Genomic DNA, 21,865 nt, shown 5'->3' on the forward strand with positions numbered 1-21,865 from the left:
TTATGAAAAACTTCTTTGCTATCAGGAAATACAGTTCAACTCTCTTATGGACAGCGCTGAGCCTGTTTGCAATTTCAGGATGTAACGCAATGAAAATTTACCCTCCCGAAGATTTTTTCCATGGCACGCAGCTTACGCTGGCGCAAAGTATTTATCAGGGCGATCTGGCCTTGGTAAAACAACAGGCTGGCGTAACCGATCTTAACAAGCCCGGCAGGCAGGATATGACGATTCTGTTTTACGCCCTGCATTGCGCACAGGGAGAAAAGCAGCAGCAGCTGGCCATCATGAGCGAACTGGTAAGGCAGGGGGCAGATCCGCTGCAGAATGTGCCAGATATGGGCAGTGTAGCAGGCGTAACGGCCAGTTCATCCTCACCTGAGTATATGGAAGCTCTGCTTGACGGAGGAATGAGTCCTAATGCTGCGGTTCAGAAAAGTCCTATCTTTTATTATTCCGCCTCGGATAATACCCTGAATACATTATCCTTAATGATTCAGCGTGGCGCTAATATCAATCAAAGCGATAATTTAGGCAGAACGGTTCTTATGGAAGCACTGGATGGTATGCAGCTTGATACCGTTGTCTGGCTGCTTAAGCATGGCGCCGATCCGCACGCGGTGGAAACCAACAGCGGCTGGTCGTTTGCACGACAGTTAGCATATGTTGTAAAGCGCAATAATGGTCAGGAAGGTCCCACGCTGGATAAACTCAACGAAATAATAGCGCTGATAAAACAGGCTGGCGTAAGCTGGCCCCCTGCGCAATAAGCTACCTGTTTAAAAGCCATTGAGATCTGGCCCTTTGGCTTTTATCACTTTTTTAATTATCAATAAATATTTATTTTGTTATTTCAGATGGCTTTTTTATTCTCCAATAAGAAGCACCTGGTTGCAGTGTTGTCTGTTAAACAAGTGGCCCTGGTATGAAAATAATTATTCTTATATTGAAACTTATCACTTGCCTCGCGAATTTTGCGATTTCTTTATGGCTACAGTATATAATGGCGAATGGCTTGTTCTGGATGGTTATCTCCATTGTAGGTATGAAGGGGCATGACTGGGGGGGATGGTTAACAGCGTTCAAGCCGATATTAATGCTTTATGCGCTTAATGGCGTAGTGATAGTGATTTGTGGCTTATTGGTAGCCTGGAACTATCTGGATAGAAGAAAGTTTATTTGTTTGTTTCTGGCTATGTTGCAGCTACCGTTTTTTTATTTTATGTCGAAGACCACGCATGGCGATCTCTTCTTCGCTCCGGTTGTCTGGGTTGCGGCGATAGCCTCTGTCGCTGGTTTAGCAAGTAATTATATTAAGCTCAGATGAATCGCTAATTTAATTGGCTATTCGCTGAGTGCCTTATCGTTTTATTCATTATTGCAGGGAGCCCTCCGATGGCAACCGGAAATACCATTGGTAAATTACAATATGCGCCTGCGCCGCAAGGAAACGTTGCGGCAGGAAGCGCCAATCCACCTAAAAAGAAAAGCTGGTGGAGTAGTTACGGCGACTGGGTACATACCGGGCTGGATGTGTTAGGCGCCGTACCCATTGTCGGCGTGGTTGCCGATGGGGCTAATGCGGCAATTTATACTGCTGAAGGCGATTACGGCAACGCGGCATTGTCTGCGGCATCAGCCGCCGCAAACTTCGTGCCCGGAGGCGGAGCCGCATTCAAAGCGGGTAAGCTGGCGGCAAAAACAGGCAAAGCGCTGGAAGCGGCGAAAGCAGGAAAAGCCGTAGCAAAAGAAGGCGCAGAGCTGACTGAAAAGGCCATCGTAAAAAGCGAGAAAGCTGCTTTAAAAGCCGAAGGGAAGGTGGCAAAAGAGGAGACGGGATCGGTTTTACAGGCGAAGAAAGCTGGCAGCGAAAAAGGGGGCAGTAATAAGGGCAAAGGTGGCAAAAAACAGACAGAAAGCTGTAAAAATGGCCTGCTGATTGGTAACCCCGTGAACCCGCTGCTCGGCATTAAGGTACTGGCGGGAGATGATAATCTTGATTTTGCCTTTCCGGCCGCCGTGCCGCTTAACTGGCAACGTTATTACTATTCTGACGAGTTAGCGAATGGTTGGCTTGGACAAGGATGGTTTTTGCCTTTTTCGCCGGAAGTTCGCGAAACGGATGACGTTCTGCGTTATATCGATGAGCAAGGACGCGAAATCGATTTTCCTCGCATCGCTCCAGACCTGCCAGCTCGCCTGCATCGCTATGAACAGCTTACCTTGTCGCAGCCGAAGCAAGGACTTTATCGTCTGTCGACCTCTGACGAACAACGTCACTGGCTGTTCAGCCAGGAAGTGGAGACTGGCCGCTTTTTGATGACGGCTATGGAAGATGCGCATGGCAATCAGCTTACTATCCATTACGACAGCAACAACTTGCCAGCGGAAATCATAGACAGCGCCGGACGTCGCTTTCTGATCCAGTTCGCCGAGCTTCGTCTGTCGGATGGAGAGAATGTCAGGCGTATCGTCGCTGTAAGCTGCCGTCATCCTTCCGAGCCGGAGCTACCTGAAATGCTCTGCCGCTATGACTATTCGGAAGAGGGCGATTTAATTGCCGTGCGTAACGGTAAAGATGAAGTCGTCAGAGATTTCCGTTATCGCAACCATATTATGGTCGCGCATCGTCTGGCGGGCGAAATGGCCTGTTTTTATCACTACGACCGTCACGATGTACACGGCAAAGTGCTGGCGCACCGCAACAGCCTGGGGCAGACCTGGCAATTTGACTATCAGCCGAATGCCACGCTTGTTACTGATGTGCTCGGCCGCATAACGCGTTACGAGTTCGATGATAATCATGAACTGACTGCGCTCGTTAATACTCAGGGAGGAATCACGCGTATTAAGCGTAATGCGCGCGGGCAAGCTATTGCGGTAACCGATCCGGCTGGGCGCATTACCCGTTATCGCTATGACGAACGCGGAAACTGTACGGCGGTAATTTCGCCGGATGGGGAATGACGCGCATTGATTTTCACCCCCACTGGAACAGGCCGGTGCGTATTACCGATATGCTCGGCGCATCGCGTGAATTTACCTGGGATGTGGCAGGTAACCTGATACGTGAAATGGATGAGCTGGGCCGTATCACAGAATATAACCATGATGATGCCGGTAATCTGGTCCGCATTCGCGATGCGGCATCGGGTATTCAGACGTTTACCTGGAATGCGGCGGGTTTCCTTTTATCCCATACGGACTGTTCTGGCCGTACAACGCAGTACAGCTATGACAAATATGGTTGGCTTAAAAGCCGCACTGATGCGGCGGGCAACATCACAACATGGCAACACAACGCTGACGGCTTGCCGGTAAAGGTGTCTCACGCTGATGGCGGTACGGAAATATATGATTATGACCGTTATCGTCGTCTGGTGAGCTTTACCAGCGCCGAAGGCCAGCGCACCCACTGGGAGCTGGGCGGCGATGGTTTGCCTGAGGCGCGTATCAATGCATTGGGTCACCGCATCACTTATCAATATGATGAAGCGCGCCGTCTTACGGGGTTGGTTAATGAAAACGGCGTGCGCTATGAGATGGCCTGGGACGCGCTGGATAATCTTATTCGCGAGTGCGGCTTCGACGGTTGTCAGACGGAATATGAATATGACGCCAGCGGCTGGCCCGTTGCGCGTAAAGAATATGGCAACACCGGAAAGGAAAGCGTCATTCAGACGCGCTGGCAGCGTGATGCAGCCGGACGTCTGCTGGAGAAGCTGGTGGCCCAGGGCAGTAAACGTCAGTGGCAGCGCACCCGTTATCGTTACGATGCAAACGGTCGCCTTATCACCGGGATTAACTCAGGCGGACGCGTAGAGCTGGAATGGGATGCTGCCGGTCAGCTGCTAAGAGAACAAACGCTGACGCGTGGTAAAAGCGTCATTCTGCAACATCAGTACGACGAGCTGGGCAACCGTACTGTTACCACTTTGCCTGACGGACGTGAAATCAGGCATTTTTATTACGGCAGCGGGCATCGCATTCAGGTGAACTGGGGCAGGCGGGTTATCAGCGAGAGCGGGCGTGATGCCCTGCACCGGGAAGTCCGCCGCACCCAGGGGATACTGACCAGCGAATATGTGCATGATGAGGCGGGCCGCCTGATAAGCCAGCGGGCGAGTTACAAAAATCAATTAGTGGTAGGACGTGAATATGCGTGGCGGCGCGACGGGCAGCTGAAGCAGATGACAGACAGCCACAGCGGCGCGCACCGCTACGGCTATGACGCACTGGGCAGGCTCACACAGGCCGGAGGCGAACGGTTTACCTTCGACCCGGCCTATAACCTGCTGGCGCAGGAGAAGGCGCCGCCGCTGAGGGATAACCGCCTGCGGGTACTCGGCGACTGCCTCTGGAACTACGACGCACACGGCAACGTCACGGAGAAACGCGCCGGCCGCCATACCGCGCAGCGTTTTCTCTGGAACGCAGAGCATCAGCTGGAAGCGGCGGTGACCTGGCGTAACGGCACGGAGCAGCGAACCCGTTACGGCTACGATGCGTTCGGACGGCGCAGCTGGAAGCAGGACGCCTTCGGGGTGACGCGCTTTATCTGGGACGGCAACCGGCTGCTGAGCGAGGAGCGGGGCGAACGTCAGCACATCTGGATTTATGAAGATGAAGGCTTTGTGCCGCTGGCGCAAATCAGCACGCGGCGCGGGGAAAGCGAGCATGACGCGCAGGTGTACTGGTATCACACCGACCAGGCGGGGCTGCCGCGTGAACTGACGGGCGTGACGGGCGAGGTGGCATGGCGGGCAGATTACCGCGCCTGGGGCAGAACCGTGCGGGTAGAAGCGGGGCGGGAGGACGCAGGGCCGGTGCATCAGCCGCTGCGTTTTCAGGGGCAGTATTACGATGCGGAAACCGGTTTGCACTATAACCGGTTCAGGTACTATGATCCGGATGCGGGACGTTTTATCAGCCAGGATCCGATAGGGCTGGCGGGGGACTGAATCTTTACCAGTATGCGCCGAATCCGCTGACGTGGATTGATCCGTGGGGGTTAAGTAAGTGTGGTATCGAAGGCAGGTACAAAGAAATTGATAAAACTGACTTGCCTGCCTGGATAAAAGACTCCTTTAAAAACGGTGAATATAAAACTGTAATGACAACCAAAGAAGTAACCTTGTATAGGGTCTTTGGTGGTAATGCAAAAATAGATGGCTCTTTTGTAAGTACATCACCAGCATTGAATAAAATCCAGGCGAAAATAGATTCAGCACTTTTGCCCGAGTGGAAGAATACAAGGTACTTTGAAGCGACTATTAAAGTACCTAAGGGAACGGTTCTTCAGGTTGGGAAAGTTGAAAAGCAAACGATGATGTCAGGTGCGGTACTCAAAGGAGGTGCTGACCAGATCTTGTTGCCACAAGGCTATCCAATGAGTTGGATAAGCGATGTGCGCTTCTTACAGTGAGAAGGTGAATGATGAAAAAAAACAATCTCTTAAGTGAAATAGATAAAACAACTGCTTATATTGAAAATGTAATGAATAATGAAAAAAAAGGAGGTTTGAAAGATTTAATTGCTGACCTTGATAGGCTAAAACTAAAAGTTGTTGATGATGATTTATTCAATAATCCGCTGAGGGGTTTCCCCCGGAAGTATGCAGAAATGTATAACGATTATCTCCATCCTATTACTAATGTTTTAGATAAAATGGAGAAATCTGTTGATAGTTATTTAGAGGCTAACTAATAGTTGGTGATGCTGCCAACTTACTGATTTAGTGTATGATGGTGTTTTTGAGGTGCTCCAGTGGCTTCTGTTTCTATCACCTGTCCCTCCTGTTCAGCTACTGACGGGGTGGTGCGTAACGGCAAAAGCACTGCCGGACATCAGCGCTATCTCTGCTCTCACTGCCGTAAAACATGGCAACTGCAGTTCACTTACACCGCTTCTCAACCCGGTACGCACCAGAAAATCATTGATATGGCCATGAATGGCGTTGGATGCCGGGCAACCGCCCGCATTATGGGCGTTGGCCTCAACACGATTTTACGTCACTTAAAAAACTCAGGCCGCAGTCGGTAACCTCGCGCATACAGCCGGGCAGTGACGTCATCGTCTGCGCGGAAATGGACGAACAGTGGGGCTACGTCGGGGCTAAATCGCGCCAGCGCTGGCTGTTTTACGCGTATGACAGGCTCCGGAAGACGGTTGTTGCGCACGTATTCGGTGAACGCACTATGGCGACGCTGGGTCGTCTTATGAGCCTGCTGTCACCCTTTGACGTGGTGATATGGATGACGGATGGCTGGCCGCTGTATGAATCCCGCCTGAAGGGAAAGCTGCACGTAATCAGCAAGCGATATACGCAGCGAATTGAGCGGCATAACCTGAATCTGAGGCAGCACCTGGCACGGCTGGGACGGAAGTCGCTGTCGTTCTCAAAATCGGTGGAGCTGCATGACAAAGTCATCGGGCATTATCTGAACATAAAACACTATCAATAAGTTGGAGTCATTACCGGCTACGTTATCGACACGCTTGAAGCAGCAATGTGGGCCGTATGGAATACGGATAATTTCCGCGACGCGATTCTTCTGGTCGCTAACCTGGGCGATGATGCTGACAGTGTGGCTGCGACGGCAGGTCAGATTGCCGGCGCGCTGTATGGTTATTCGGGCATACCTCAGGAATGGCGTGACAGGCTGGTACAGGAAAAAAGAATTGCCGCCATGGCGGAAGCGCTGTTCAGGCAGGCCCCTGAGGAAGATTAAAACAGGCGATAGCTCTTTTTACGTCCTGATGCTCAGTGGTGCCTGATGGCATCATTAATAATGTTTTTTAATATACATTAGTCAGCATCTTTAAAAAATACGACTATTTGACGTCCTGCCAGCCGGGAAGCATCTGGGCCTTTTAGCGCGCTATCTCGCTGCCATCTGACGCTATCCCATTATTTTTCCTGCGTGTTTTGACTTTTTTTTGTCTACCGATATAATCGGCGCTTCATGGTTAGGAGAGAGATATGTTCAGAAGCAACCTTGAAGAAAAACTGTATAAAACGGGTTTTTCTGCTGAGGAAATAGGGAAGCTGCGCGCTAATGCGGAAAATCATTCTACTTCGCTGGAAATCGTACTGGCTGATTTGTCTAAAATTTTCCGTTCCCGCATCTATATTTGCATCGCACTGGTCATTATCTGGATGCTCTCCGTCATCTTTCAGGGGACGCAGCGCGCTCTGCCGCTTGGCGCTTCAATGTTAATAGCGCTTGGTTTAATCGCCTGGTTTACGCCGATAAAGCTCTCGTGGAAATCCTGGCTTTATCAGCGCAGCGTCAAAAAGGCGGCAGGCAAAACCAATTAGGTGTTAACGCGAGCAGGTGGCGCCAGACATAATATCAAGAACACTTTTGCCCTTAAGACCCAGGCTGATGTTCTTTTGTAATCGCTTTGTCTGGCTCAGCTTGTCATAGTTGCGGTAAAAATCTTCGCGCAGTGAATAGAACAGACGCCAGGATTCTTTTTTCTTGATAAGGCCATAAACGCTAAAGGCATTAGCCGCCAGATCAACGGTGTTATAGACGGCTAATCCAGAACAGCGTTCAAATCCCATTGCCTCCGCGCCGCCCATATAGGCATCAGCCAGAAACCCTTCTGTCGTTTTGTTGTCGGTGAACAGGCGCTCGATCTCTTTATCGATCCCGTTAATCCCGTTAACCACCAGAATCCCGCCGGCAACCACGCCGACAGGCGACAGGGTACCGACCAGCAACGCGCCGCCTACGACCTGCGAGGCGGAAGTGGCGATATGAACCCCTGTTATCACGTAGCCTTTGATCTGCTGCTGATGGTCGCGAACAAAATCAATGACTGCGAACACTTTCGCTTTACCAGTTGTCAGTAGCCTGTCCTGGATATGTAGATCGTTTATTTCCGATTTTAAAGCTTCGAGGTAGTTCATGCTTTCAGCGGCGGTTTGCGCCCGGCTGATTAGATTGAGATGCTGTTCGGCGAAGCTTTTTGTATCGCTAATGAATTTATGCAGCGTAGGGCCGTAGTTCAGATGGCGTGAAGATATGGTGTGCGCTAGCTGGTTTAATTTGGCGATTTCATTGCGGGCCATTGCTATATAGCCAGCCTTCTCGGCGGTATTATTAATTAATGAACTCATTTTCCTGTCCTTAAAAAAACGATAAGTGATTTTAATGGTTTTGATCGTTTTAACAACCACTTAATCGTCCCGCTTTTGGCTGCGCAAGCCCCTTTAACATCAGCGCAGCCGATCTCCTTTGACTCCCCCGTAAGCCAGAGTTAAATCCTGCTGACGTGGATTGATACCATACGGCGCTGAACGCCCTGCCAGCGCGCAGACGGATGTACAGGGAGAAAGCGCCTGGCAGGGCACTTTCAGCACATGGAGCGAAACGCAGAAGCAGAGCCGCATACCGCTTAAGGGCGCGCAAATAATATCTGGAGTGTTATCGCTTGCCGCGCTTTATCGAGGCTGACCAACTGAAATCAGCCACCTCACTTTCGGCCAGCGAAGAGGGTTTCTTTTTACGCACTGGTTTTTTAGCCGCCAGCGCTTTTTCCTTCTCATTATTTTGCTTGATGGTCATGACCATTTGCCTGGCTTCGGCGGTAAATTCTTTCTCTTTTTTACCGTCTGGCTCTTTACCAGTACGAAGTTTATATTTCTGCACCAGCCCCCTGAACGTTTCCTCTATAACGGCTCGCTCATTCGCATTAAACTGATCGATGGAAATCATTTTTTTGTCGTTCATGGGATACTTTCCTGATAGTGAACTCACTCACCAGGATAGAGGATGCCTGACCTGAGAACAATGAATCTATGCGAAAGGGGGTAACTAAGGTGAAGAGCGCCTGATAACGCTAATCATTTTTGACTCGATCCTGCCCGGCGGTGTTAAATTCCCGTTGGCTCCAGGCGGGCCGATAACAAAGATAATTCTCTTACGCGCGGCTTGCGCCTTGACTCTGACGAGCACAGCTATGTTTTTCTCTTTCTTAACACGACTGCTGATAATGACGGCGGTGACAGGCAGCTATGCGCTGGCCGCCGATCTGCCGGATATTAACGGGGCGATCCTGACGCCGCCTGCCGAACAGTTCTCGAGGATGCCCTCCGCCTCTGATGCGCAGGCACAGCCGTCTGCGTCTGGGATGCCTTCATCAGAAATGGCCGCCACAGAAACACAACCGTCAGTGGCGGAAACGCCTGATGCTGCGCCATCAGTAACGATCTCTGACGCGCCATCGCCGCCTGCGCCCGCAGAGGGCGAAGGGATAAAGCAGGATCAGGTTATCACTACGGTGTTGCAGGCAATCCGCCAGCATAAGTTGACGCCGCTTGCCAGCGACTGCCTGAGCATGAGCTTCGTCGATGACAGCGACGATCCGGCAAACTATCTGATCGACGTGCGGGAAAACCGTCATAACCCGTCCTGCGGCGGCGATCCTGAGACCGCGCCGCATCTGTTTTTCTTTAAGGCGAGTAAAAAGGACGGCGCATTACAGACCGACGCGGGCGTAGAGCCTGATGATTTTTATCCACTGGAAAACAGCGAGCAGCCTGCCATCGCTGCGCTGACGGCGGCCGATTTCGTCATCCAGGTCAACAGTACCACGCTGGCTTTAGGACAGCCCTGGAATGAGGATGTGATGATGAGCCTGCCGCCGGAACGTACGCAGCAGGCGCAAAATCCGGCGCCGGACGCGGAGGTGCCTTATCGTTATTACCAGCATCGCTATGACGTGCTGGCGCTGACGGTCTCCAATGAAGGTTGGGATCGGCAGCAGCGTAGCGCCGACGATAACTATCTGGGGCAGATTACGCTGCTCGACGCCACGCTGGAGACGCATCGCGGCGCGCGCGTCGGCATGACGGTTGCCGAGCTGGAGCAAAAATATGGCCCTGGCGAGGCGGACGAGCGCAACGGCGAAAGCTGGCTCATCTGGCAGCAGGATGAAAAGGTTATCTCCGCGCGTATCGGCAACGGTCTGGTGACGCAAATAACGCTGAGCCAGTTGCAGCACGCCGCAGACGCGCAGGGATAAGCGCGCACTGAAACGGCCTGACGAGATGATGGAAAAAGTTAGCGGGAAAGCGCACAGCGCGCGCGATTTCGGCCTGCTTTTTTTATGTACTTAAGGTAAGCTATGCGGCCTCATTGTCTGACTTTTCAACATTGTTACACGGGGCCGGCACCAATGTAGACCACTACGCTTTTTAGCAGCGTTCATCTGACAGCACAGCGCCTCTCAGGTTAACTGCATGGTTCTGGCTCCGGGCCCGTCAGTGGGCCCTCGTGAATTAACGGCTGTGTCGCCTGCTATTACGCCGCGCCACGGCATCAACAGAAGAATTCCGATGTCTAATACCCCATTTTTGCAAGAAGTGTCGCGTCGTCGCACCTTCGCTATTATTTCTCACCCTGACGCCGGTAAGACCACCATTACCGAAAAAGTCCTGCTGTTCGGACAGGCGATTCAAACCGCCGGTACGGTAAAAGGCCGCGGCTCCAACCAGCATGCTAAATCGGACTGGATGGAGATGGAAAAACAGCGTGGTATCTCCATCACCACCTCGGTTATGCAGTTCCCGTACCGCGACAGCCTGGTGAATCTGCTGGATACCCCCGGACACGAAGACTTCTCCGAGGATACCTATCGCACCCTGACCGCCGTCGACTGCTGTCTGATGGTGATCGACGCGGCGAAAGGCGTTGAGGATCGCACTCGTAAGCTGATGGAGGTCACCCGTCTGCGCGATACGCCGATCCTGACCTTTATGAACAAGCTGGACCGCGATATTCGCGATCCGATGGAGCTGCTGGACGAAGTCGAGAATGAGCTGAAGATCGCCTGCGCGCCGATCACCTGGCCTATCGGCTGCGGCAAGCTGTTCAAAGGCGTTTATCATCTTTATAACGATGAAACCTACCTGTACCAGTCAGGCAAAGGCCACACCATTCAGGAAGTACGCATCGTTAAAGGGCTGGATAACCCGGAGCTGGATCAGGCGGTCGGCGAGGATCTGGCGGCGCAGCTGCGCGACGAGCTGGAGCTGGTGAAAGGCGCTTCTCACGAGTTTGAGCAGGACGCGTTCCTGCAGGGCGAACTGACGCCGGTCTTCTTCGGCACCGCGCTCGGCAACTTCGGCGTCGATCATATGCTGGATGGATTGGTCTCCTGGGCGCCGGCGCCGATGCCGCGTCAGACCGATACCCGCACCGTTGAAGCAAGCGAAGAGAAGTTCTCCGGCTTTGTGTTTAAAATCCAGGCCAACATGGACCCGAAACACCGCGACCGCGTCGCCTTTATGCGCGTGGTCTCCGGTAAATATGAAAAGGGCATGAAGCTGCGTCAGGTGCGTATCGGCAAAGATGTGGTGATCTCCGACGCGCTGACTTTTATGGCGGGCGACCGTTCGCACGTGGAAGAAGCTTATCCGGGCGATATCATCGGCCTGCATAACCACGGCACCATTCAGATCGGCGATACCTTTACTCAGGGCGAAAATATGAAGTTCACCGGTATTCCGAACTTCGCGCCGGAACTGTTCCGCCGTATTCGTCTGCGCGATCCGCTGAAGCAGAAACAGCTGTTGAAAGGGCTGGTGCAGCTGTCGGAAGAGGGCGCGGTGCAGGTGTTCCGTCCCATCGCCAACAATGACCTGATCGTCGGCGCCGTCGGCGTGCTGCAGTTTGACGTGGTCGTGGCGCGCCTGAAAAGCGAGTACAACGTGGAAGCGATCTATGAATCGGTCAACGTGTCGACAGCGCGCTGGGTAGAATGCAACGATGCGAAGAAATTCGACGAGTTCCAGCGTAAAAACGAGATTAACCTGGCGCTGGACGGCGGCGATAACCTGACCTACATCGCGCCGACCATGGTTAACCTGAACCTGACGCAGGAACGTTATCCTGACGTGGTGTTCCGCAAAACGCGCGAACACTAAAAAGCGGCGCGCCCTTCAGCGGCGCGCGCTTCAGGCCTTGCGGAGCCAGCGTTGCGCTCCGCAGGCGCCTTTTCAGTACCATCGCACACTGTTCTTTCCCGCTTACAGACTCCTCTTAAAAACACCATAAAAACGCCTTCTTACCTGTTTTTTAACCAGAAAAACGAGACGAATGGCGATCCTTGTCTATGCTTAGTTTGTCGGACGCAAAAAGCGGCGGTGACATCACCCCGGCGTTCTTTTCGGCGACATCGTGGTTTGTTGTCGCCACGCTTACGGTTGTGAGTGGAATAACGGATAGAAGGAAGATATCGATGAACAAGACTAAGATTACTAAGACTCTGATGGCTGTGATGGTAGGTTCTGCGCTGCTGAGCGGCTCTGCGCTGGCGGACGAATCCGTATCACAGAAAACGCAGAATACGGCGGATAGCGCAGGGTCCAAAATCGATAGTTCTATGAAAAAAGTCGATGGTTTTATGGATGACAGCGGCATCACTGCCAAAGCGAAAGCGGCGCTGGTAGATGATGAAACGATTAAAAGTACGGATATCTCAGTAGAGACCGAGAAGGGCGTCGTTACCCTGAGCGGTTTCGTGGCTTCTCAGGACCAGGCGGAAAAAGCGGTGGCTCTGGTGAAGAAAGTTGAGGGCGTTAAATCCGTCAATGACAAACTACACGTTAAAGACAGCGAAAAACAGTCAGTTAGCGGTTATGCAGGTGATGCTGCAACGACCAGCGAAATTAAAGCTAAGCTATTAGCGGATGATATTGTGCCGTCCCGTAAAATCAAAGTTGAAACCACCAACGGTGTGGTCCAGCTTTCCGGTGCGGTAGAAAATCAGGCACAGTCTGAACGTGCTGAAAGTATCGCCAAAGCGATTGAAGGCGTGAAAAGCGTTAAAAATGACCTGCAGGTCAAAAAATAATGCTTTTCCGGCGCGGCCCTGACAGGCCGTGCCGTCGCTATCCCGTAAAAGAAGAACATTCATGGGGCTACCCCCTGAATTTGCTGAGTAAGCAGTTCGATTTTAACTATGGTAAAGGAGAGGCTTATGTTTCGTTGGGGTATTATATTTCTGGTAATCGCACTGATCGCAGCGGCATTAGGCTTCGGCGGTCTGGCTGGTACGGCCGCATGGGCAGCTAAGATTGTCTTCGTGGTTGGTATTATCCTGTTCCTCGTCAGCCTGTTTACCGGACGTAAACGTCCCTAGGTAAGCATGTCCTCGATGCTGAACAAAAAGATTCAGTGAATTAACGGAGGCCAGTCATGAATAGCGACATCGTTGCGGGCAAATGGAAACAATGGAAAGGCCAGATGGCGCTGATGTGGGCGGAATGGTTTGACAGCGATGACGCCTGGATGTCGGGAAATAATGACTGGCTCTCCGGAATTTTGCAGGAAGATTACGGCAGGGAGCAGCACGAGGCGACCACCGACAAACACCCACGCTGACTCAGGCTATGGGGATACGCATTCCGGTAACGCCTGGCAACATCGAGGCGTTAGCGCAACGTCCTTTCAAACCCGGCAAAATGGCGCTGGTGTGCGAAGGGGGCGGTCAACGCGGTATCTTTACCGCTGGCGTGCTGGATGAATTTCAGCGGGCTAGCTTTAATCCTTTTCAACTCTATTTAGGCACCTCCGCCGGCGCGCAAAATCTTTCCGCGTTTATCTGTGGCCAGCCAGGCTATGCCCGATGGGTCATCACCCGCTATACCACCAATAAACTCTTTTTCGATCCGCTCCGCTTTGCTCGCGGCGGGCATCTCATCGATCTCGACTGGCTAACCACGATTACCAGCCAGGAGCTGCCGCTGGCGATGGCGCAGGCGGAACAGCTGCTTGCCAGTGGCAGAGAATTCTATATGTGCGCCTGCCGCAGCGATGACTACACCGCCCACTATTTTGCCCCCGACAGCGCTAACTGGCTGGAGCTTATCAAAGCATCCAGCGCCATTCCGGGCTTTTACCGCAGCGGCATTGCGCTGAAAGAGGGCAGCTATCTCGATGGCGGCATTACCGACGCCATACCGGTGCGCGAGGCGGCGCGACGCGGCGCTAATACCATCGTGGTGATCCGCACGGTGCCTTCGCAGATGTTCTATACGCCGGGCTGGATCAAACGCATGGAGCGCTGGTTTAGCGGCAGCCCGTGGCTGAACCTGCTGCAACAGCATGAAAAAAGCTATTATGAGATTCAGCAGTTTATCGAGCATCCGCCCGGCGATCTGCGCATCATTGAAATCTATCCTCCGCGTCCGCTGGCCAGCAGTGCGTTAGGCAGTCGCCTCAGGGCGCTGAATCAGGATTACCATCTGGGACGGCGCTGCGGACGCTATTTCCTCGCCTCGCTGGGGCAGTGGCTGAGCCAGAATGATATGCTGACAAGCCGTCCGATTATCACCCCGCCGGCGCCGGTCGCGAACGAACCAGATAACGTTCCGATAAGTCTGGATGAAGTCGTGAAGAAAAACGCAGAGAATGACGCCGACTACGACAAAGGATCGCTGGCATGAGGTTTATTGATACCCACTGTCATTTTGATTTTCCGCCCTTTACCGATCGTGAGGCGGAAAGCCTGGCGCAGGCGGCACAGGCGGGCGTGGAGCGCATTATCGTGCCGGCAATTGACGCCACGCGTTTCGCGCGCGTTTTGCAGCTAAGCCGACAGCACCCGCCGCTTTATGCCGCGCTCGGTCTGCATCCCATTGTGATTGATCAACACAGCGATGCATCGCTGGAACAGCTGGAGCGGCATCTGCGTCAGCGGCCGGAAAAGCTGGTGGCGATCGGCGAGATCGGCCTCGATCTCTATATGGAAGATCCGCGCTTCGATCGTCAGCAACACTTTCTTGATGCGCAGCTGCGGCTGGCGCGCGATTACGATCTGCCGGTGATCCTCCATTCGCGTCGCACGCACGATAAGCTGGCGATGCATCTGCGGCGTATCGACGTGCCGCGCCGTGGCGTAGTGCACGGCTTTGCCGGCAGCCTGCAACAGGCGCAGGCGTTTATCGCCGCCGGTTACGCGATCGGCGTCGGCGGCACCATTACTTATCCGCGCGCCAGCAAGACGCGCCAGACGATCGCCCGACTGCCGCTCTCTTCGCTGCTGCTGGAAACCGATGCGCCCGATATGCCGCTTAACGGCTTTCAGGGCGAACCTAACCGGCCAGAACGCGTGCGTAACGTGTGGCAGACGCTGTGCGAGCTGCGGGAGGAGCCGCCGGAAGAGATTGCCGACACTATCGCCGCCAATAGTGCGCGCCTGTTCCAGCTGAGCTAACGGATCGGCAGGCCGCTCATCGGTTAAAAAGGGCAAATGTGATAATTCTCACATTTGCCCTTCTGCGTTATGATACGCGGATAAAGCGGTTCCGGTTGCGACCTGTCGCGCTTTTTTGTGACTAAAATCACAGTGAATGTAAATATGACGGTAACGTTCCTTAATTAATTGTGAGCTTACGCACAACAATGAGTCTGCCCGTGGTGTTAAAATCGTAACATCAAAGCGAAACAGCATCGCTGGCAAGGTGAGATGGATCTCAACCCTCTTCAAGGAACCAAGACCTCGTGTTGAGTCTTCCACTGGCGGAAGCTCACTGAATTTGTCTGGAGAGCATTATGACTGATGTAACCGCTGCCGCGCTGCGTGCGCTGAAACTGATGGATCTGACCACCCTTAACGACGATGACACCGATGCGAAAGTGATCGCGCTGTGCCATCAGGCAAAATCCCCGGCGGGCAATACGGCCGCAATCTGCATTTATCCACGTTTTATTCCGGTTGCGCGTAAAGCGCTGCGCGAGCAGGGCACGCCCGATATCCGTATCGCCACCGTCACCAATTTTCCGCACGGTAACGATGATATCGATATCGCGCTGGCGGAAACCCGCGCGGCGATCGCCTACGGCGCCGATGAAGTGGACGTGGTCTTCCCTTATCGTGCGCTGATGGCGGGCGACGCCGATACCGGCTTTAAGCTGGTGAAAGCGTGTAAAGAGGCTTGCGCGGCGGCTAACGTGTTGCTGAAAGTCATTATCGAAACCGGCGAGCTGAAAGAAGAAGCGCTGATCCGTCAGGCTTCTGAAATCGCTATCGATGCGGGCGCCGACTTTATCAAAACTTCTACCGGTAAAGTGCCGGTCAACGCCACGCCGGAAGTGGCGAAAATCATGATGGAAGTGATCCGCGATAAAGGCGTTAAAGATCGCGTAGGCTTTAAGCCTGCCGGCGGCGTGCGCACGGCGGAAGACGCCGCGCGCTATTTGCAGCTGGCCGACGATATTCTGGGCAGCGACTGGGCCGACGCGCGCCACTTCCGCTTTGGCGCCTCCAGCCTGCTGGCCAGCCTGCTAAACGCGGCGGGCTACCAGAGCGCGAGCAGCGCCAGCAGCTACTGATTCTCCTTTCACAACAGCGGGCGTCCGCCGCCCGCTAAATATATCTGTTCTGCACAATTGGATCGGGACACCAGGCCTGACAGCGATCCGTTAAACAGGGGGTTACCTTGTTTCTACCACAAGAAATAATTCGAAAAAAACGTGACGGACACGCCCTGAGCGAAGAAGAGATCCGCTTCTTTATCAACGGCGTGCGTGATAACACCGTGTCGGAAGGGCAGATCGCCGCGCTGGCGATGACCATCTTTTTCCACGATATGACTCTGTCGGAACGGGTGGCGCTGACCATGGCGATGCGCGATTCCGGCACGGTGCTGAACTGGCAGGCGCTGAACCTGAACGGCCCGGTAGTGGATAAGCATTCTACCGGCGGCGTGGGCGACGTGACCTCGCTGATGCTCGGTCCAATGGTGGCCGCCTGTGGCGGCTACGTGCCGATGATCTCCGGGCGCGGGCTGGGTCATACCGGCGGTACGCTCGATAAGCTGGAGGCGATACCTGGCTTCGATATTTTCCCCAGCGATACACGCTTCCGCGAGATGATTAAGCAGAATGGCGTCGCCATTATCGGCCAGACGAATTCGCTGGCGCCGGCAGATAAACGCTTTTACGCCACGCGCGACATTACCGCCACCGTCGATTCGATTCCCCTGATCACCGCCTCGATTCTGGCGAAGAAGCTGGCCGAAGGGCTGGATGCGCTGGTGATGGACGTGAAGGTGGGATCGGGCGCCTTTATGCCGACCTTTGAACTTTCCGAACAGCTGGCGCAGGCGATCGTCGGCGTCGCCAACGGCGCGGGCTGCAAAACCACGGCGCTGTTGACCGATATGAATCAGGTGCTAGCCTCCAGCGCCGGCAACGCGCTGGAAGTGCGCGAAGCGGTACAGTTCCTGACCGGCAGCTACCGCAATCCGCGCCTGCTGGAAGTGACCATGGCGTTGTGCAGTGAAATGCTGCTTTCCGGCGGGCTGGCGAAAGATGACGCCGAGGCGCGGCAGAAACTGCAACAGGTGCTGGATAACGGTCGCGCGGCGGACATCTTCGCCCGTATGGTCGCGGCGCAGAGCGGACCCAACGATTTTATTGAACAGATTGACCGCTATCTGCCAGCGCCGATGCTGAGTAAAGCGGTTTACGCCGACGCGCCCGGCATCGTCACCGCGATGGATACGCGCGCGCTTGGTATGGCGGTCGTGGCGTTAGGCGGCGGCCGTCGCCGCGCCAGCGACGCCATCGATTACAGCGTCGGCTTTAGCGAAATGGCGCAGCTGGGCGATCGCGTGGATGGCGAACGGCCGCTGGCGGTGATTCATGCCGACAGCGAAGAGCGCTGGCAGGAAGCGGCGCAGGCGGTGAAGGCCGCCGTTACGCTCGGCGATCAACCGCCTGCCGCCACGCCGGTTATCTATCGCCGCATCGGCTAAAGGGGCTGGCTGCGAGACGCTGGCGGGAAAGCGCATGCGCAAGTCGCAGGCGCTAAAAATGCCGGAAAGGGCGCGGCTGGCTTGAAGTATGACCGGGATAGCCGTCATACTGTTCTGATCGCTTTTTTATATTTTCTCATCGCGCTAAGGCGCAGGAGAGTCACATGAAACGTGTATTTATCATGGTGCTGGACTCCTTCGGGATCGGCGCCAGTAAAGACGCTGAAAAATTCGGCGATACCGGTTCAGATACGCTGGGCCATATCGCTAAAGCCTGCTTTAACGGCGAGGCTGACCAGGGGCGCAAAGGCCCGCTGCATCTGCCGAATCTGACGGCGTTGGGATTGGGAAAAGCGGCGGAAGCCTCTACCGGCACCTTCCCGCCGGGCCTGGACCCGAACGCGAAAATTATCGGCGCATACGCCTACGCCAGCGAGCTATCGTCAGGCAAAGATACGCCGTCAGGCCACTGGGAAATCGCCGGCGTGCCGGTGCTGTTTGACTGGGGCTACTTCAGCGACACCGAAAACAGTTTCCCGCAGGAACTGCTGGATAAGCTGGTGGAGCGCGCCGATCTGCCGGGCTATCTCGGCAACTGCCATTCATCCGGCACGGTGATTCTGGATAAGCTCGGCGAGGAGCATATGAAAACCGGCAAGCCGATTTTCTACACCTCCGCCGACTCGGTATTCCAGATCGCCTGCCATGAAGAGACCTTCGGCCTGCAACGCCTGTATGATCTGTGCGAGATTGCCCGCGAGGAGCTGGATAAAGGCGACTACAACATCGGCCGCGTAATTGCGCGTCCATTCGTGGGCGATAAAGCAGGCAACTTCCAGCGTACCGGCAACCGTCACGATCTGGCCGTTGAGCCGCCATCGCCGACCATCCTGAAAAAGCTGGTGGAAGAGAAGCAGGGCGAGGTGATCTCCGTTGGTAAAATCGCAGATATCTACGCGCACGTCGGTATCACTAAAAAAGTGAAGGCGACGGGGCTGGACGCGCTATTCGATGCGACGGTGAAAGAGATGGCGGAAGCGCCGGACAATTCCATCGTCTTCACCAACTTTGTGGACTTTGATTCCACCTGGGGCCACCGCCGCGACGTGGCCGGTTACGCTGGCGGCCTGGAGCTGTTTGACCGTCGTCTGCCGGAGCTGATGGCGCTGGTGAAAGAGGGCGACATCCTGATCCTCACCGCCGACCACGGCTGCGACCCAACCTGGCACGGCACCGATCACACCCGCGAACATATTCCGGTGCTGATCTACGGACCAGGCGTTAAACCGGGCTTCCTCGGCTACCGCGAAACCTTCGCGGATATCGGTCAGACGGTAGCGAAATACTTCGGCCTTTCCGATATGGAATATGGCAAAAGCATGCTGTAATACGCGGCTTTCACTTTAACGCCAGCCTGCGGGCTGGCGTGTTTTATTTTTTCAAGGAATAACGACAATGGCTACGCCTCATATTAATGCTGAAATGGGTGATTTCGCGGACGTGGTTCTGATGCCGGGCGATCCGCTGCGCGCTAAGCATATCGCGGAAACCTTTCTGGAAGATGCGGTTGAAGTGAACAACGTGCGCGGCATGCTGGGCTATACCGGCACTTATAAAGGCCGTCGCATCTCTGTGATGGGTCATGGCATGGGCATTCCTTCCTGCTCCATCTATGCAAAAGAACTGATCACCGAATTTGGCGTGAAGAAGATCATTCGCGTCGGCTCCTGCGGCGCGGTGCGCGCCGATGTGAAACTGCGCGACGTAGTGATCGGCATGGGCGCCTGCACTGATTCTAAAGTGAACCGTATGCGCTTTAAGGATCACGATTTCGCGGCCATCGCCGATTTCGAAATGGTGCGCAATGCGGCGGACGCGGCAAAAGCGCTGGGCATCGAGGCGCGCGTGGGCAACATTTTCTCCGCTGACCTGTTCTATACGCCGGACCCGCAAATGTTCGACGTGATGGAGAAGTACGGCATCCTCGGCGTGGAGATGGAAGCGGCGGGCATCTATGGCGTGGCGGCGGAGTTCGGCGCGAAAGCGTTGACCATCTGCACCGTTTCCGACCATATCCGTACGCACGAGCAAACCACGGCGGCGGAGCGTCAGACCACCTTCAGCGACATGATCAAAATCGCGCTGGAGTCGGTGCTGCTGGGCGACAAAGCCTGATAAACCCACCGGGCGAGCCTCGCTCGTCCGGTTATCTTTTCTGTTCTTCGCGTGTTGCCGCCTTTTATTCCTGACACACCTTTTCGCTACGACTTTTCCGTTAAGGGCGTCTCATCCTGCTCGTCGTCATCTTCTTTTACCGGCGTGCTGGCGGTCAACAGGAAGGGAGATTGCTGCCAGCGGGTGCGGCGATCGCGCAGCAGCGTGCGGGTGAGGATAATGCCGATAGCCAGCGCCAGCAGCATCATCAGGCGCAAGATATTGGTGGTGTTGTCCACCTGCTTGGCTTCGGTGACTAATACGTGGGTATCGAGTGTCACGCGCAGAAAGCCCTGCGGGCCGTCGCTGTTCGCGAGCGGCTGCACCAGCTGATGGTTAAAATAGCTGCCCGCGCGTTTGCCATCCAGCGCCAGGCGATCGCGCACGCTGATGCCTTCGCCGCTGCGCGCCACTAACGAGCCTTCGCTGTCGTAAACCGAGGCGTCAAGGATGCGGCTGTTTTCCGTTATCTGCTTCAGGATGGCGACAATCTGCGCGCGATTTTCATCCTCGTTATCCATCAACGGCGTCAGCGTAAAGGCGACCTGACGGGTCAGGGTGCGCGCCAGATCTTCAACCTGCTCGGAGCGCGCCATCTGGTGCCCCAGGCTGAACCAGGAAGCGCCCTGCATCAGCACAACCAGCAGCGTAAGAGAGATCAGCACAATAACCGTGCGGTGCAGACGAAATTTGAGCCGGGATTTAGCCATTTCCAACCTTACTTCCTGAACAACAGGGGGGAGCCTGTTTTTGCGACTTTATGTTGCCAGAAGCGCGGCTGACAAGGTAGCCTCTTGCGAGGTTTTCTCTACAGGCTGTGGCCCGGCACGGATGTCAACAGAACGTCCTCTGATGGCGGCAGCCGATCATCTTCCCGACAGGAGCTGTAATGCCTAATCGTTTGACCTGGTGCGACCTGCCTACCGACGTTTCTCTCTGGCCAGGCCTGCCTCTTTCACTGAGCGGCGATGAAGTGATGCCGCTGGACTATCGCGCCGGGCGTACCGGTTGGCTGCTTTACGGGCACCAGCTTGATAAGGAGCGCCTGACGGCGTATCAACACCAGCTGGGAGCGGCGATGGTGATTGTCAGCGCCTGGTGCGTTGATGATTATCAGGTGATCCGCCTGGCGGGCTCGCTGACGCCGCGCGCCACCCGGCTCGCTCACGAGATGGGGCTGGACGTGGCGCCGCTGGGGAAAATCCCGCACCTGAAAACGCCGGGCCTGCTGGTGATGGATATGGACTCGACGGCGATTCAGATCGAATGCATTGATGAAATCGCGCGTCTGGCGGGATGCGGCGAGCAGGTGGCCGAAGTAACCGAGCGGGCGATGCGCGGCGAGCTGGATTTCACCGCCAGCCTGCGTCAGCGCGTGGCGACGCTGAAAGGCGCCGACGCCAATATTCTTAAACAGGTGCGCGACGCGCTGCCGCTGATGCCGGGCTTATGCACGCTGGTGCAGAAGCTGCAGGCGCTGGGCTGGCAGGTGGCGATCGCTTCCGGCGGCTTCACCTTTTTCGCCGAATACCTGCGCGACAGGCTGCATCTGGCGGCGATTGTCGCCAACGAGCTGGAAATCCGCGACGGCCTGCTGACCGGCGAAGTCATCGGTCCGGTGGTCGATGCGCAATATAAGGCGACGACGCTGGCGAAGCTGGCGCAGCGTTACGCTATTCCTGTTGAACAAACGGTGGCGATTGGCGACGGCGCCAACGATCTGCCAATGATTAAGGCGTCGGGGTTAGGCATCGCCTACCACGCCAAGCCGAAAGTAAACGAACAAACCGAAGTGACGATTCGGCATGCCGATCTGATGGGCGTCTTCTGCATCCTCAGCGGCAGCCTGAATCACGAGACCCGATAATCGAGGAG

21 protein-coding genes and 2 pseudogenes are annotated in these 21,865 nt (G+C 54.7%); 20 read left to right on the forward strand and 3 right to left on the reverse strand.

What is annotated here, in order from left to right:
• Positions 1-2 precede the first annotated feature (2 nt).
• The 8 genes and pseudogenes from C2E16_RS03715 to C2E16_RS03765 all read left to right on the forward strand — a co-directional run bounded on the left by C2E16_RS03715 (position 3) and on the right by C2E16_RS03765 (position 7,321).
• Positions 3-770 carry an ankyrin repeat domain-containing protein gene (locus C2E16_RS03715; protein ID WP_052133953.1) on the forward strand — a complete coding sequence of 256 codons (768 nt, stop codon included), beginning with the start codon at positions 3-5 and terminating at the stop codon, positions 768-770.
• A gap of 233 nt (positions 771-1,003) precedes the next feature.
• Positions 1,004-1,327, forward strand: a complete 324-nt coding sequence (locus C2E16_RS03720; protein WP_144380571.1) for a hypothetical protein — start codon at positions 1,004-1,006, stop codon at positions 1,325-1,327.
• Between the two features lie 68 nt (positions 1,328-1,395).
• A pseudogene (locus C2E16_RS20945) lies at positions 1,396-5,020 on the forward strand (RHS repeat-associated core domain-containing protein); the annotation flags it as partial.
• Positions 5,021-5,113: 93 nt separating this feature from the next.
• Entirely contained in the window at positions 5,114-5,425 is a 312-nt protein-coding gene (locus tag C2E16_RS21065; RefSeq protein WP_167401645.1) for a hypothetical protein, read from the forward strand.
• 11 nt (positions 5,426-5,436) lie between these two features.
• Positions 5,437-5,706 carry a hypothetical protein gene (locus tag C2E16_RS03745; RefSeq protein WP_038630129.1) on the forward strand — a complete coding sequence of 90 codons (270 nt, stop codon included), beginning with the start codon at positions 5,437-5,439 and terminating at the stop codon, positions 5,704-5,706.
• A 60-nt stretch (positions 5,707-5,766) separates the two neighbouring features.
• Positions 5,767-6,464, forward strand: a protein-coding gene (locus C2E16_RS03755; protein ID WP_233987823.1) for an IS1-like element IS1A family transposase whose coding sequence is annotated in 2 segments (ribosomal slippage) — positions 5,767-6,016 and positions 6,016-6,464 — 699 coding nt in all. Because the reading frame shifts where the segments join, the coding sequence is not laid out codon by codon here.
• A gap of 12 nt (positions 6,465-6,476) precedes the next feature.
• Positions 6,477-6,731: pseudogene (locus C2E16_RS03760) on the forward strand (ADP-ribosylglycohydrolase family protein); the annotation flags it as partial.
• A 251-nt stretch (positions 6,732-6,982) separates the two neighbouring features.
• A complete protein-coding gene (locus C2E16_RS03765) occupies positions 6,983-7,321 on the forward strand; it encodes a hypothetical protein (RefSeq protein ID WP_038628466.1) in 339 nt (112 codons plus the stop codon).
• Positions 7,322-7,324: 3 nt separating this feature from the next.
• Here C2E16_RS03765 and C2E16_RS03770 read toward each other — a convergent pair whose 3' ends face one another.
• Both C2E16_RS03770 and C2E16_RS03775 read right to left on the reverse strand, forming a co-directional pair.
• Positions 7,325-8,128 carry a DUF4225 domain-containing protein gene (locus tag C2E16_RS03770; RefSeq protein WP_133052043.1) on the reverse strand — a complete coding sequence of 268 codons (804 nt, stop codon included), beginning with the start codon at positions 8,126-8,128 and terminating at the stop codon, positions 7,325-7,327.
• A 307-nt stretch (positions 8,129-8,435) separates the two neighbouring features.
• Positions 8,436-8,741, reverse strand: a complete 306-nt coding sequence (locus C2E16_RS03775) for a hypothetical protein (protein WP_038628465.1) — start codon at positions 8,739-8,741, stop codon at positions 8,436-8,438.
• Between the two features lie 262 nt (positions 8,742-9,003).
• Here C2E16_RS03775 and C2E16_RS03780 point away from each other — a divergent pair, with 262 nt between their 5' ends.
• The 11 genes from C2E16_RS03780 (at position 9,004) to deoD (ending at position 19,951) form a co-directional block, all read left to right on the forward strand.
• Positions 9,004-10,035 (forward strand): SPOR domain-containing protein, encoded by a 1,032-nt coding sequence (locus C2E16_RS03780; protein ID WP_133052042.1) that lies wholly within the window; start codon positions 9,004-9,006, stop codon positions 10,033-10,035.
• 313 nt (positions 10,036-10,348) lie between these two features.
• On the forward strand, positions 10,349-11,938 hold the full coding sequence (prfC, locus tag C2E16_RS03785; RefSeq protein ID WP_038628460.1) for a peptide chain release factor 3: 1,590 nt from the start codon (positions 10,349-10,351) through the stop codon (positions 11,936-11,938).
• 314 nt (positions 11,939-12,252) lie between these two features.
• On the forward strand, positions 12,253-12,867 hold the full coding sequence (gene osmY, locus C2E16_RS03790) for a molecular chaperone OsmY (protein WP_038628458.1): 615 nt from the start codon (positions 12,253-12,255) through the stop codon (positions 12,865-12,867).
• A gap of 126 nt (positions 12,868-12,993) precedes the next feature.
• Positions 12,994-13,155, forward strand: coding sequence for a DUF1328 domain-containing protein (locus C2E16_RS03795; RefSeq protein ID WP_071883711.1), 162 nt, complete (start codon positions 12,994-12,996; stop codon positions 13,153-13,155).
• Positions 13,156-13,211: 56 nt separating this feature from the next.
• The gene (locus tag C2E16_RS03800) at positions 13,212-13,397 is read left to right on the forward strand and encodes a CsbD family protein (protein WP_038628457.1); all 186 of its coding nucleotides are present in this window, start codon (positions 13,212-13,214) and stop codon (positions 13,395-13,397) included.
• 8 nt (positions 13,398-13,405) lie between these two features.
• On the forward strand, positions 13,406-14,461 hold the full coding sequence (locus C2E16_RS03805; protein ID WP_084970038.1) for a patatin-like phospholipase family protein: 1,056 nt from the start codon (positions 13,406-13,408) through the stop codon (positions 14,459-14,461).
• A complete protein-coding gene (locus C2E16_RS03810; protein WP_038628452.1) occupies positions 14,458-15,231 on the forward strand; it encodes a TatD family hydrolase in 774 nt (257 codons plus the stop codon). Before C2E16_RS03805 ends, C2E16_RS03810 begins: the two co-directional genes overlap by 4 nt.
• Positions 15,232-15,569: 338 nt before the next feature.
• Positions 15,570-16,349: a deoxyribose-phosphate aldolase gene (deoC, locus tag C2E16_RS03815; protein ID WP_084970037.1), complete on the forward strand. Its 780-nt coding sequence runs from the start codon at positions 15,570-15,572 to the stop codon at positions 16,347-16,349.
• Between the two features lie 107 nt (positions 16,350-16,456).
• Positions 16,457-17,776 (forward strand): thymidine phosphorylase, encoded by a 1,320-nt coding sequence (deoA, locus tag C2E16_RS03820; RefSeq protein WP_038628448.1) that lies wholly within the window; start codon positions 16,457-16,459, stop codon positions 17,774-17,776.
• A gap of 164 nt (positions 17,777-17,940) precedes the next feature.
• Positions 17,941-19,164 carry a phosphopentomutase gene (deoB, locus tag C2E16_RS03825; RefSeq protein ID WP_038628446.1) on the forward strand — a complete coding sequence of 408 codons (1,224 nt, stop codon included), beginning with the start codon at positions 17,941-17,943 and terminating at the stop codon, positions 19,162-19,164.
• A gap of 67 nt (positions 19,165-19,231) precedes the next feature.
• A complete protein-coding gene (gene deoD / locus C2E16_RS03830; protein WP_038628443.1) occupies positions 19,232-19,951 on the forward strand; it encodes a purine-nucleoside phosphorylase in 720 nt (239 codons plus the stop codon).
• 86 nt (positions 19,952-20,037) lie between these two features.
• Here the strand turns inward: deoD and C2E16_RS03835 are convergent, their stop codons facing one another.
• Positions 20,038-20,700, reverse strand: a complete 663-nt coding sequence (locus tag C2E16_RS03835) for a YtjB family periplasmic protein (protein WP_038628442.1) — start codon at positions 20,698-20,700, stop codon at positions 20,038-20,040.
• A gap of 179 nt (positions 20,701-20,879) precedes the next feature.
• On the opposite strand from C2E16_RS03835, the gene serB reads away from it, so the two are divergent.
• Entirely contained in the window at positions 20,880-21,857 is a 978-nt protein-coding gene (serB, locus tag C2E16_RS03840) for a phosphoserine phosphatase (RefSeq protein WP_038628440.1), read from the forward strand.
• Positions 21,858-21,865 lie beyond the last annotated feature (8 nt).

It is taken from the genome of Mixta calida (assembly GCF_002953215.1).
Lineage (GTDB): Bacteria > Pseudomonadota > Gammaproteobacteria > Enterobacterales > Enterobacteriaceae > Mixta > Mixta calida.